Source organism: Vibrio sp. Isolate23 (assembly GCF_022398095.1).
Taxonomy (GTDB): domain Bacteria; phylum Pseudomonadota; class Gammaproteobacteria; order Enterobacterales; family Vibrionaceae; genus Vibrio; species Vibrio coralliilyticus_A.
In genome coordinates this window covers 1-13494 of the sequence record NZ_JAKEUV010000006.1, presented here as the reverse complement: position 1 = coordinate 13494, position 13494 = coordinate 1, and the positions used below count along the sequence as shown (strand labels likewise).

The following is a 13494-nucleotide window of genomic DNA, read 5'->3' as shown; positions in this document are numbered from 1 at the left end:
TTATAATTATACCTGTAACCAGAAGGTTACTGGGCCGTCATTAACCAGTGATACTTTCATATCAGCAGCGAAGCGCCCTCGCTCTGTCGGCAGCACTTGCGAGCACTGGTCAGCGAAGTAATCGTATAAACGCTCAGCATCCGCTGGATGCGCTCCACGGGAGAAGCCAGCACGGGTACCTTTATTGGTATCGGCAGGCAAGGTAAATTGGGAAACCACCAGCACTTTACCTTCGACCTGTTTCACGTTGAGGTTCATCTTGCCTTCATCGTCACCAAATACTCGGTAAGTGGTCACACGTTCCATCAATCGCTTAGCTTTAGCTTCATCATCGTCCTTTTCTACACCAAGTAGAACAAGTAGACCTTGGTCGATTTCACCAACCACTTCACCATCAACGCGCACTGCGGCTTCACTTACTCTTTGGATCAGCGCTATCACTGCTTTTTCCTTCTTGCTGCTGTTTAATCGTTTCCGTCGAGTGTACCATTTCTTGGTCATCACTCCACTGCTCTCGCTCACCTAATGCCGCCGTAACCTCAGCACCAATCAAAACAATCAACCAACAGAGGTAAACCCAGACAAACAGAATTGGAATCGCGGCCAGCGCGCCATAAATTAACTGGTAGGAAGGAAATTGAGTAATGTAAGCGGCAAAACCTTTTTTACTTGCCTCAAACAACAATGCCGCAACAATAGCCCCCACTACCGCATGAGACACATAGACCTTCTTGTTTGGCACTAAGAGATACAAGCCCATAAAAGCAAAAAAGGACAATAAGAAAGGCAGCCAACGCAGTAGCAAATCGTAAGCGCCAGAAATGGCTTCGCTGTCAAGAATTTTAAGGGACGTCACATAAGACGTTGTAGCGATACTCGCACCGACCAAAATGGGACCAAGTGTCAGTACCATCCAATACATAGAAAAGGAGAACACCGCTCGGCGCTTACGTTGTACTCGCCAGATATAATTAAGATTTTTATCGATGTTAGAAATCAACATTAACGCTGCAATAAACAAGAACAAACCACCTACAGCGGTCATCTTTCCAGTGTTGGCAACAAACTCAAACAAAGCCAATTTAACTGCGTCCCCTGCTGCGGGAACAAAATGAGTAATAACAAAATCTTGAATCACGTCACCGGCATTGGCAAAGACAGAAAAAGAAGACAGTACTGACAGCAACACCGTCAACATAGGTACGATCGACAATAAGGTAATGTAAGCCAAATACCCCGCATTAACGTTTACTCTGTCATGTCCCATGCGAATGAACAGATAGCGCCCGAAATTTAGGCTCTGCTTACTCAGTTGTTCGATATTCAACTTGTATCTCCTTATCAACTACGCCATCCTAACATCATCATTTTAAAGGAAAGGACACGTTCATGCCGTACTTACTGGTGCTGATGCTCTCCATTTTTGCCCTTTCGGGCTGCCAATCTGCCTATTACTCAGCTATGGAACAAGTAGGCTATCACAAACGCGATATCATGGTAGATCGTGTTGAAGATGCCAAGCAGTCACAACAAGAAGCCCAGCAAGAATTCACCAGCGCACTAGAAGCACTGTCGACACTGACCAACTTCAACGGTGGTGAACTAGAAGCCGTCTACAATAAAATCAACGCTAAATACCAAGACAGCGAGCAAGCCGCGCAAGAAGTGAGTGATCGCATTGCCGCAATTGAAGACGTATCAGACGCACTCTTTACAGAATGGCAAAGCGAACTGGATCTCTATACCAGCGACAAACTTCGTCGCACCAGTGAGCAGAAACTGAAAGAAACACAGCGTTCATACAAGGCGATGTTAAGTGCAATGAAGCGTGCAGAAGATAAAATGACGCCAGTGCTCAATACATTGCGTGACAATACGCTTTACTTGAAGCACAACCTTAATGCGAGTGCGATTGGGTCTTTGCAAGGCGAATTCGCAAGTTTAGAACAAGATATCCAGTACGCGATCAACGACATGAATGCAGCGATCGCAGAATCAGATAAGTTCCTGAAAAAGCTCAATCAAAAGTAGCCCTTTCACACCTCCTCCATGTGAGGAGGTGTTAGTTTGTCACCTCAGTCACTAAACCAGTGACCTGACGAATAAAGGCTACCCGTTCTTTTACGGTTCCCCATGGCACTTCTATCACTTGATAACCCAGCTCAGAATAGGTTTTAACTAGCATGTCGTGAATGTCGATGGCCTCTTCAAAGCTATGAGGACGCACATCATCTTGAACGTAAATCGAGGCTTCAGGTCGACAACTCAACACCTGACTATGGTACCCAGCACTTTGAGCTAGAAACTCTTGCTCCACTTTACAGCCATCCACTTTAAGATAGGCAACAATATCAGCAATAGCCCGATCCATAAAAGCGACTTGCGATTGCTGAGCGGTGAGTTTTTGCTCCACCATCAGCTCTAAGCATAAACGGGCAAACTCAGGCAGATCAGTCCAAGGCAATACCCCTTCTGGTTGTTGGCTCTGCTGCTCAATCAACGTACGTGATCCTTCAGAAAAAGTGGCATAACCATATTCAGCTAACGCTTCAATTAAGGTCGTTTTACCCGCCCCCGGACCACCAGTAACGATAATGGGTTTCATTTTTACTGCTCTGTAATAACAAAAAGCCCTGAGTTGATATCAACTCAGGGCTTTAAAGCTTAAATAACGATTAAGTAAAATTACTTAGCGTTACGCGCTTCACGCTTACGATCACTTTCCGTTAGGAACTTCTTACGGATACGGATACTTTCAGGCGTTACTTCTACTAGCTCGTCATCATCGATGAACTCAAGTGCTTGCTCAAGCGTCATGATGATTGGCGGAGTAAGAACCTGCGCATCATCAGTACCTGATGCACGAACGTTGGTTAGCTGCTTACCTTTCAGTACGTTAACCGTTAGGTCGTTGTCACGACTGTGGATACCAACAACCATACCTTCGTAAACTTCAACACCATGACCGATGAACATACGGCCACGCTCTTGTAGGTTGAATAGCGCGTTGGTTAGCGCTTTACCCATACCGTTAGAGATTAATACACCGTTGATACGCTGACCGATCTCGCCGCCTTTGTGTGGACCGTAGTGATCGAATGTGTGGTAAAGAAGACCAGAACCCGATGTTAGCGTCATGAATTCAGTTTGGAAACCAATCAGACCACGAGAAGGCATGATGAAGTCCATACGTACACGACCTTTGCCATCTGGAGACATGTCAGTCAGCTCACCTTTACGTAGGCCGATGTTCTCCATGATGCCGCCTTGGTGCTCTTCCATCACATCGATAGTTACCGTTTCGTACGGTTCCATTAGCTGACCATCTTCTTCTTTGATGATAACTTCAGGACGAGATACCGCTAGCTCGAAGCCTTCACGACGCATATTTTCGATCAGGATAGATAGGTGAAGTTCACCACGGCCTGATACGCGGAATTTGTCTGGATCATCGAGTTGCTCAACGCGCAGTGCTACGTTGTGTACTAGCTCTTTTTCTAGACGCTCAAGGATGTTACGTGACGTTACGAACTTACCTTCTTTACCAGCAAACGGAGACGTGTTTACTTGGAACGTCATGGTTACCGTTGGCTCATCAACAGAAAGTGCTGGTAACGCTTCAACTTGGTTTTGTCCACAGATAGTATCGGAGATTTTCAACTCACCAAGACCTGTGATTGCAACGATGTCACCTGCGTTAGCTTGATCGACTTCGTGACGTTCAAGACCTAGGTAGCCCATTACTGTGCCCACTTTACCGTTGCGAGTCTTACCGTCCGCACCGATAACAGTAACCTGTTGGTTAGGCTTAACGCTACCACGAGTGACACGAGCAACACCGATAACACCAACGTAAGAGCTGTAATCTAGCTGAGAAACTTGCATCTGTAGTGGACCGTCTAGGTCAACTTGCGGTGCTGTCACTTCTTCAACGATGGTTTCGAATAGCGGTTCCATATCTTCGCCAGTTTCGCCTTCTTCTAGAGAAGCCCAACCGTTAAGCGCTGATGCGTAAACCACTTTGAAGTCTAGCTGTTCGTCAGTGGCACCTAGGTTGTCGAATAGGTCGAATACTTGATCCATAACCCAATCAGGACGAGCGCCAGGACGGTCAATCTTGTTGATAACAACAATTGGCTTAAGACCGTGAGCAAATGCTTTTTGTGTTACGAAGCGCGTTTGAGGCATAGGGCCATCAACAGCGTCAACGATCAGTAGCACTGAGTCTACCATTGACATGATACGCTCAACTTCACCACCGAAGTCCGCGTGTCCCGGAGTATCTACGATGTTGATGCGGTAGTCATTCCAGTTAATTGCTGTGTTTTTAGCAAGAATGGTAATGCCGCGCTCTTTTTCGATGTCGTTCGAGTCCATGACTCGCTCTTCAGCTTCACCGCGAGACTCTAAAGTGCCTGATTGCTGTAGCAGTTTATCAACCAGTGTTGTTTTACCGTGGTCAACGTGCGCGATGATCGCGATATTTCTCAATTTATCAATCTGTGGAGTAGCCATGGATTTGATTCACTCGATAGTAGAAGCTCGCTTCAAACATGGTCGATGAATGAAGCGAGCTTACTTGATTAAAAAAACGGCCATAATGTACCAGATTTTAGCGAAAAACCCAGAAATATGTGATCTGATACGTTGGTTTTCTGAAGAATATGCTTTGATCGAACACAATATCGCTCTGAATATGCAAAATTGTGCATTGACATAGGTAGCGAATGGCGGCTGAATGGAATACGCTTTTGTTTCATATTGGTGCACTTCAAGATATTTGCACCAACAAAGTGCAACTAAAGATCATTTTGGTGCAAGCTGGTGCACCAAACTGATACCAAAACCACTAATTTATTGAAATTAATGGAATAATTTTTTTGGCATGGTTTTGGCTTTATTGATATCAGCATCGATTAATACGATTGAAATGAAATTAATCAATGCTGGATTTGTTCATCAATCGAGCTAACACCGCTTTAATAACACTGGAGGTTATCCAAGATGTCAGTTGAAAACGTTCTATCGCTGATCCAAGAAAACGAAGTTAAGTTTGTTGACCTACGCTTTACCGATACAAAAGGTAAAGAGCAGCACATATCAATTCCTGCTCACCAGATCGATGCAGACTTCTTCGAAGAAGGTAAGATGTTCGATGGTTCTTCAGTTGCTGGCTGGAAAGGCATCAACGAGTCAGACATGGTTATGATGCCAGACGCATCATCCGCTGTACTTGACCCATTCACAGAAGATGCAACACTGAACATCCGTTGTGACATCCTTGAGCCTGCAACTATGCAAGGCTACGATCGCGACCCTCGCTCTATCGCCAAGCGTGCTGAAGATTACATGCGCTCAACAGGTGTTGCAGATACCGTGCTTATCGGTCCTGAGCCAGAATTCTTCCTATTCGACGACGTGAAGTTCGCGACTGATATGTCAGGCTCTTTCTTTAAGATCGACGACGTAGAAGCTGCATGGAACACAGGTTCTGATTACGAAGAAGGCAATAAAGGCCACCGTCCAGGCGTGAAAGGTGGTTACTTCCCAGTGGCTCCTGTCGATTCATCTCAAGACATCCGTTCTGCTATGTGTCTAATCATGGAAGAAATGGGTCTAGTTGTAGAAGCTCACCACCACGAAGTAGCGACTGCAGGTCAGAACGAAATCGCGACTCGTTTCAATACACTGACTTCAAAAGCAGACGAAATCCAAATCTACAAATACGTGGTTCATAACGTTGCTCACGCATTTGGTAAGACAGCGACCTTCATGCCTAAACCACTAGTTGGTGACAACGGCTCTGGTATGCACGTTCACCAATCTCTAGCTAAAGATGGCGTTAACCTGTTCGCAGGTGACAAGTACGGCGGCCTGTCTGAAACAGCCCTTTACTACATCGGTGGTATCATCAAGCACGCTCGCGCAATCAACGCATTCGCTAACGCAGCCACTAACTCATACAAGCGTCTAGTTCCTGGCTTCGAAGCGCCTGTAATGCTGGCTTACTCTGCTCGTAACCGTAGTGCTTCTATTCGTATCCCTGTGGTACCAAGCCCGAAAGCACGTCGTATCGAAGTTCGCTTCGGTGATCCATCAGCTAACCCATACCTATGTTTCGCAGCAATGCTAATGGCTGGTCTTGACGGTATTAAGAACAAGATTCACCCAGGTGAAGCAATGGATAAAGATTTATACGACCTACCAGCGGAAGAAGCAGCTGAAATCCCAACGGTTGCTTACTCACTGAAAGATGCACTAGATTCACTAGATGCAGACCGTGAGTTCCTAACAGCTGGCGGCGTGTTCTCTGACGACTTCATCGATTCTTACATCGGCCTTAAGTCTCAGGACGTTGAGCAAGTAAACATGACGACTCACCCACTTGAGTTCGAACTTTACTACTCAGTGTAATCGCTCGATCGATTAACCCTTCCTTCGAGGCTCACCTTTTTGGTGAGCCTTTTTTATGTCTTACATATCAATAAAATTCACTTCAAATCTTTTCTATTCAATATCTTATGCACGGCAAGCTTATTGCATTGTTACAGTTCATAACGGTGCAATTAACGACAAGGATACTGAAAAGCCTGTGATATATGGACTTTTCACTTCTTCTGCATGAGTTATTGCGCCATACTTGGAATGTAACCGCACCAAATTGGTGCATTGCACATTTTAAGGTCAAGGATGAGGGACGACAGTGAGCAGCGAACTCGATAACATAATACTCAATCATCAGGTCACCTCTGTGCTGATCATGAACGAATCGCTTCAGGTTCGTTACGCCAATCCAGCCGCAGAGCAGCTGTTTTCACAGAGCGCTAAACGCATCGTTGACCAGCCATTGTCCAAGCTCATTCAACACGCTTCTATGGACTTAGCCTTGTTGTCTCAACCGCTACAAAGCGGTCAGAGCATCACCGATAGCGACGTGACTTTTGTGGTCGATGGCAAACCCTTAATGCTTGAAGTCACCGTCAGCCCAATCTCTTGGCAGAAGGAACTCATGCTGCTGGTCGAAATGCGCAAAATTGGTCAGCAACGTCGTTTGTCGCAAGAGCTCAATCAACACGCTCAACAGCAAGCCGCCAAGCTACTGGTACGCGGGCTCGCTCATGAGATAAAGAACCCGCTGGGTGGGCTACGCGGCGCGGCTCAGTTACTTGAACGCATGCTGCCCGACCAATCTCTGACGGAATACACCCAGATCATCATCGAACAGGCAGACCGATTACGCTCCTTAGTCGATCGCCTGCTTGGCCCACAAAAGCCTGGCAAAAAACAACAGGAAAACCTTCATCTGATTCTGGAGAAGGTACGCCAGTTAGTTGAGCTAGAAGTTGCTCAATCCGTGACGATTGAGCGCGATTACGACCCGAGCTTGCCAGAGTTTTTAATGGATTCGGATCAGATTGAGCAAGCGCTTTTGAATATTGTCAGTAATGCAGGTCAAATTCTGCAAAAGCAGAACAATGGCAATATCATCATTCGCACCAGAACGGTGCATCAAACCAATATTCACGGTCAGCGCTGCAAATTAGCGGCGCGGGTGGAGATCATCGACAACGGACCGGGCATCCCCGCAGAATTACAAGACACCCTTTTCTATCCGATGGTCAGCGGAAGAGAAGGCGGTACAGGGCTGGGCTTATCCATTGCTCAGAACCTGATAGACCAGCATCAGGGCAAAATTGATGTCGAAAGCTGGCCAGGCAGAACCACATTCACCATATATCTGCCAATTTGAGTTTTACGTTAGTGGCATTGCTGAAAGGATAAGTTTGTTATGAGTAAAGGATACGTTTGGGTAGTAGATGATGACAGCTCTATCCGCTGGGTCATGGAGAAAACCCTTTCATCAGCAAATATTAAGTGCGATACATTTTCTGATGCAGAAAGCGTTCTAATGGCGCTGGAACGCGAAACACCGGACGTACTGGTCTCCGACATTCGTATGCCGGGCATCGACGGTATAGAGCTCCTCAAACAAGTTAACGAACGCTCACCAGACTTACCTGTGATCATAATGACGGCACACTCTGATCTGGATGCCGCGGTCAATGCCTATCAAAAAGGCGCATTTGAATACCTGCCAAAGCCCTTTGATGTCGATGAAACGCTCACACTAGTAGAACGTGCTATTGCTCACAGTCAGGAGCAAAAGCGCGACCAAGCGAGTTCAGATTCCAATGATTACAATACACCAGAGATCATTGGTGAAGCCCCTGCGATGCAGGAAGTCTTTCGTGCGATAGGTCGGTTATCTCGTTCATCCATTTCAGTCCTGATTAACGGTGAATCAGGAACGGGTAAAGAATTGGTCGCTCATGCACTACACCGACACAGCCCGAGGGCCAGCAAACCATTTATTGCTCTTAACATGGCGGCAATACCCAAGGACCTGATTGAGTCTGAATTGTTTGGTCATGAAAAAGGGGCATTTACGGGAGCCAATAGCATCCGACAAGGGCGCTTTGAACAAGCGAACGGGGGCACATTGTTCCTTGATGAAATTGGTGACATGCCACTCGACATTCAAACTCGATTACTACGGGTACTTGCTGATGGCCAGTTTTATCGCGTTGGTGGTCACTCTCCGATCAAAGTGGATGTCCGAATTGTCGCAGCGACTCACCAAAACCTAGAGAGATTAGTGCATCAAGGCGATTTTCGTGAAGATCTATTTCATCGCCTAAACGTTATACGTATTCAAATTCCAGCATTGCGTGAGCGCAAACAAGACATTGAAAAACTCACTCTGCATTTTCTTGCCTTGGCCGCAGAGGAGCTGGGGGTGGATGTCAAAACGCTTCACCCTTCTGCAATTGAAGCACTCAATAGGCTTAACTGGCCGGGCAATGTCAGGCAATTGGAGAACATCTGTCGCTGGCTCACTGTGATGGCAAGCGGGAGTGAAATCCTCCCAGCCGATCTCCCAGCTGAATTATTGGAAGAGAAATCCAACGCTCACTTCGATACAGATGTGAGCTGGCAGCAGCAGCTTTCTAGCTGGGCAAGACAGTCTCTCTCTCAAGGGGATACCGAATTGCTGACCTACGCACTTCCTGAATTTGAACGTATACTTTTGGAAGCAGCCTTAGAGCATACCAACGGCCACAAGCAAGATGCAGCCAAAGTTCTCGGTTGGGGAAGAAACACGTTAACCCGAAAACTAAAAGAGCTTTATTAATACCTAGCTCAATTAATGTATTCCATAAAGCCTGTCGCATTGTACAATTGGTAAGCATTTTAGGGCTTTATGGGTCAGCACCAGTGCACTATGGCTGTTTGCTTGCAGACTCAAACCTGCTATACGGATTTTAGTTTCAAGTATTTAAGGACAGCATGTCGTCAACTACGCAAATCACATTAAGAACCGCAGTCGTTCTCCCTTTTGTAATGATTTTTCTCTTTACAATTGGCGTTATCGTCACTGTGCAAAAGCGCAGTTATGAAGAAATGGTCTTGGACATCAGTGACAAGCAACTGACTGCGCTCACCGATAACGTCACTCTAGAGCTAGATAACTTTTTGAGTCGACCATTTCAGGCCAGTTTATCCCTCAGCCATAACATAGGCTTCAACCAATTGTACGAGAAAGGGAACACCTCTGTGATTGAGAAATTTCTTCTCACTAGCTTCCATGACTTGTATCGTTCAATCCCTCAACTTGATGTGATTGGCTTCGGTGGCGAAGGCGCCGAATACATTGGTTTTCGCAAAGAAGCCAACCAAAATTACACCTTGATGATTCAAGATGATCGCACAGAACAAAAATTGGTTATATACCGAGGACAAGTTGTCAGTGACGATATTCGTTCAGTCTTTGAAGGCTATGATCCTCGTATTCGCCCTTGGTATGCGCCAGTTGCAAAAAGTCGCGTCCCTATGTGGTCGTCAATTTATGCTAATGCCGATGAACGTCAAGAGATTACCCTGTCAGCCTTAACTCCGGTATTTCAGCAACAACGTTTTCAAGGGGTCGTAGTTGCCGATATCAAAATTGGCACTTTCAACACGTTCCTAAAGAAACAACAAGAAAAAACCAGCGCAGCAATTTATCTATTTGATCAAGAACGCAGGCTCGTTGCTCACTCAACTGGGGGAAATGTGGTCTCTTGGGGAACGCCATTAAGTGATAAAGGCCAACGTCTACTCGCAACAGAAAGCTCAAATCCCATCGTCAAAAAAAGTGCAGAACATGCATTTAATCACCAATTCCATTCCTCGCCAAAAACCAATCGTTTCAGCTTGGATGTTAATGGAAAACGCTATTTCAATCACATTACACCCTATACCGATGAATTCGGCCTCAAGTGGTACATCGGCGTCGCTATATCTGAATCCGATCTACTTGGTCAATTGCCCGAAAGTCAAAGAGACAGTTGGATCATTGGTGTCATTGCCAGCTTTATCGGCATCGTGATTGGTCTAGTCGCTTTTAATCGCATAGTGACACCAATTACTTCTACAGCCGCTGCGGCCAAGCATTTGGCTAAAGGTGACTGGGATAGCACCATGCCAAAACCTGGGTATATCTATGAAACCAACATGTTAGTGTTCGCCTTTAACGAAATGGCCAACAACCTCAAAGTGTCTTTTCGTGCCCTTCGCTCTCAATTGTTATTTGATTCGCTGACTAAACTCTATAGCCGAGAAGGCTTTATCGATACCTGTGATGGATTGCCAAAAATGAATGGCTGCTTGCTGCTTATTGGGATCAACAAATTTCGTGATATTAACGATAGCTTAGGTCATTACAAGGGAGATCAACTACTCGTTATTATCGCAGAAAGACTTAAAACCCTGTTTGATGAAGATTGCTACATGGCCAGAATTGGTGGGGATGAGTTTGCAATCTACTTCACTGACCATCTCAATAGTGAGCAAATCACATTTGCTACACATAGAATTCAACAAATGTTTGCCGCACCTTTCGTCATGGAACAGGAAAGTGTGGTGGTCAGTATATCGATCGGTGTTGTAACCGAGAGCGAACACAACAATATGACGCTATGGCTGCGCAACGGTAGTATAGCCTTAAGTACCGCCAAGCAAGACCTCAATCAGGTCAGTCACTACAAGCCTGAAATGGCCGATATTTCGCGCAAACGCACGCTGATGCAAGCCAAAATTAAGGATGCTCTAGAACATAATGAGTTTGTGCCATTTTATCAGCCAATCGTCAATCTCAACACGGGCGAGGTAATTGGCGCGGAAGCACTGGCTCGCTGGCTATCTCCTACCTCTGGCTTGATATCCCCGCTGGACTTCATTCCTATCGCAGAAGAGAGTGGCTTAATTGGCTCAATCGGTGAGCAAATACTTACTCAGGCCTGTGAAGATACCGTGAAAGGGATAGAAGAAGGCAAATGGGATAAGAATTTTCACCTCCATGTCAATTTATCAGTGAAACAGCTCTCTAACCCCGGTTTAGGGGAATCACTGCGTTCAATACTTACGTCATCAGGTTTGAATGCCGACAACTTGACGTTGGAAATCACAGAGTCGCGTATTGTGGATAATGATCCGGTGATTATTCATAACATGCAATCAATACGTGACCTTGGTATTCACATTGCTATCGACGACTTTGGTACTGGATACAGCTCATTGGCATATCTACACAAGCTGCCCTTTGATTGCCTCAAAATCGATCGCACTTTCGTCCAGAAAATGGAAAAAGAGCACCTCGATACTTCCATTGTCGCTGCCATCATCAACATGACTCAAGGAATGAAAGTTGATCTTGTCGCTGAAGGCATCGAAACCGCAGAGCAGGCACAAATGCTCGTCTCTCTTAACTGCCCACAAGGTCAAGGATTCTTATTTAGCCACCCGGTACCGTTCGAAGAGTGGCCAACAGATCTAGTGAACATGAAATAAATATCAGCACTATTAGTCGGTTTTACGCGCAATGCTTACTGACACTTCTGGCATTGATTCTTATACTTAGTGCAATTCAGACAACTGGAATTACAATAATGATAACCAAGAACTTACCACTTACAGACTTGCACCGTCACCTTGACGGAAATATCCGCACCAAGACAATCTTAGAGCTTGGTCAACAGTTTGGCGTCGCACTTCCAGCGTATGATGTCGAATCACTCACTCCGCATGTACAGATAGTTGAAGCAGAACCATCTTTGGTAGCCTTCCTTTCAAAGCTCGATTGGGGAGTGGCAGTTCTTGGTGACCTAGATGCCTGTCGCCGCGTTGCTTACGAAAACGTTGAAGACGCACTGAATGCACAGATCGATTATGCGGAGCTACGCTTCTCTCCATATTACATGGCAATGAAACACAAACTGCCTGTTGCAGGCGTGGTCGAAGCGGTTGTTGATGGCGTGGAAGCTGGTATACGTGATTTTGGTATCAAAGCGAACCTGATTGGTATTATGAGCCGTACCTTTGGTACTGACGCTTGTCAGCAAGAATTAGATGCGATTCTGACTCAAAGAGATAAAATCGTTGCTGTTGACTTAGCTGGAGATGAATTGGGTCAGCCTGGCGATCGCTTTGTTAAACACTTCACTCAAGTTAAAGATGCGGGTCTGAATGTGACAGTTCATGCTGGTGAAGCTGCTGGTGCCGAAAGCATGTGGCAAGCAATTCAAGAGCTGGGAGCCACTCGTATTGGTCATGGAGTCAAAGCTATTCACGACCCTAAGCTAATGGATTACCTAGCAGAAAACCGCATTGGTATTGAGTCATGCCTAACCTCTAACTTCCAGACAAGTACGGTAGAGTCACTAGCCAACCACCCTATTAAACAATTCCTGGATCACGGCGTGCTAGCCTGTCTAAATACTGATGATCCAGCGGTAGAAGGCATTGAGCTACCATACGAATACGAAGTAGCAGCGCCTCAAGCCGGTCTATCACAAGATGAAATTCGTCAGACACAGATCAACGGATTAGAGCTGGCATTCATCTCAGATGCAGAGAAGAAAGAACTTAAGGATAAAGTCACCAACCGCGCTTAATCTTTTTACTCGCTTTTATTTAGCCGACATTAAATGTCGGCTTTTTTGTATCTTCAGAAGCAAGATATAGAGGGTGCAGTACTCAGTGTTTGCGCCTCCAGAGGCTACTCTTTGTTGAGAAACAGTATGTATCAGGATAATGTATTTTTAATTCTTGGAATGCAAAAAGCCCGTTGCGCTAGCAACGGGCTTTTTAATAGTGGCGGAGAGATAGGGATTTGAACCCTAGATACGCTATTAACGTATGCCGGTTTTCAAGACCGGTGCTTTCAACCACTCAGCCATCTCTCCACAAATTGTCATCGTCAGATTAGTACACTGATGATGTTGTTACCCGTTTAAACGAATAACGATATTTAAAGCCTGGCGATGTCCTACTCTCACATGGGGAAGCCCCACACTACCATCGGCGCTATTGCGTTTCACTTCTGAGTTCGGCATGGAGTCAGGTGGGTCCACAACGCTATGGTCGCCAAGCAAATTCTTTAATTCGGAAAGCTGT

Annotated in this window: 10 protein-coding genes, 1 tRNA gene and 1 rRNA gene; 6 read left to right on the top strand and 6 right to left on the bottom strand. The window is 45.7% G+C overall.

Annotation, left to right across the window (positions count from 1 at the left end):
• Nucleotides 1–6: 6 nt before the first annotated feature.
• Nucleotides 7–441 carry a D-aminoacyl-tRNA deacylase gene (gene dtd, locus L1D31_RS14905; RefSeq protein ID WP_006957227.1) on the bottom strand — a complete coding sequence of 145 codons (435 nt, stop codon included), beginning with the start codon at nt 439–441 and terminating at the stop codon, nt 7–9.
• A complete protein-coding gene (locus L1D31_RS14900; RefSeq protein WP_239837870.1) occupies nt 413–1327 on the bottom strand; it encodes a virulence factor BrkB family protein in 915 nt (304 codons plus the stop codon). The genes dtd and L1D31_RS14900 overlap by 29 nt, the downstream gene beginning before the upstream one ends.
• A gap of 62 nt (nt 1328–1389) precedes the next feature.
• Here L1D31_RS14900 and L1D31_RS14895 point away from each other — a divergent pair, with 62 nt between their 5' ends.
• A complete protein-coding gene (locus L1D31_RS14895; RefSeq protein ID WP_239837869.1) occupies nt 1390–2031 on the top strand; it encodes a DUF2959 domain-containing protein in 642 nt (213 codons plus the stop codon).
• Nucleotides 2032–2062: 31 nt separating this feature from the next.
• Here L1D31_RS14895 and L1D31_RS14890 read toward each other — a convergent pair whose 3' ends face one another.
• Both L1D31_RS14890 and typA read right to left on the bottom strand, forming a co-directional pair.
• The gene (locus L1D31_RS14890; RefSeq protein ID WP_239837868.1) at nt 2063–2605 is read right to left on the bottom strand and encodes an AAA family ATPase; all 543 of its coding nucleotides are present in this window, start codon (nt 2603–2605) and stop codon (nt 2063–2065) included.
• Between the two features lie 80 nt (nt 2606–2685).
• Nucleotides 2686–4515: a translational GTPase TypA gene (gene typA / locus L1D31_RS14885; protein WP_239837867.1), complete on the bottom strand. Its 1830-nt coding sequence runs from the start codon at nt 4513–4515 to the stop codon at nt 2686–2688.
• Nucleotides 4516–5004: 489 nt separating this feature from the next.
• Between typA and glnA the strand changes: the two genes are divergently transcribed.
• From glnA to add, 5 genes are all read left to right on the top strand, one after another.
• Nucleotides 5005–6414, top strand: a complete 1410-nt coding sequence (gene glnA, locus L1D31_RS14880; RefSeq protein ID WP_006957232.1) for a glutamate--ammonia ligase — start codon at nt 5005–5007, stop codon at nt 6412–6414.
• 289 nt (nt 6415–6703) lie between these two features.
• Complete coding sequence (glnL, locus tag L1D31_RS14875; protein ID WP_019276616.1) at nt 6704–7750, top strand: nitrogen regulation protein NR(II); 1047 nt, start codon at nt 6704–6706, stop codon at nt 7748–7750.
• A gap of 39 nt (nt 7751–7789) precedes the next feature.
• A complete protein-coding gene (gene glnG, locus L1D31_RS14870; RefSeq protein WP_239837866.1) occupies nt 7790–9193 on the top strand; it encodes a nitrogen regulation protein NR(I) in 1404 nt (467 codons plus the stop codon).
• A gap of 155 nt (nt 9194–9348) precedes the next feature.
• On the top strand, nt 9349–11889 hold the full coding sequence (locus tag L1D31_RS14865; protein WP_239837865.1) for an EAL domain-containing protein: 2541 nt from the start codon (nt 9349–9351) through the stop codon (nt 11887–11889).
• 98 nt (nt 11890–11987) lie between these two features.
• Nucleotides 11988–12992 carry an adenosine deaminase gene (add, locus tag L1D31_RS14860; protein WP_239837864.1) on the top strand — a complete coding sequence of 335 codons (1005 nt, stop codon included), beginning with the start codon at nt 11988–11990 and terminating at the stop codon, nt 12990–12992.
• Between the two features lie 200 nt (nt 12993–13192).
• Here the strand turns inward: add and L1D31_RS14855 are convergent.
• Nucleotides 13193–13283 (bottom strand) — tRNA-Ser (locus tag L1D31_RS14855).
• 70 nt (nt 13284–13353) lie between these two features.
• A 5S ribosomal RNA gene (rrf, locus tag L1D31_RS14850) occupies nt 13354–13469 on the bottom strand.
• Nucleotides 13470–13494: the final 25 nt, after the last annotated feature.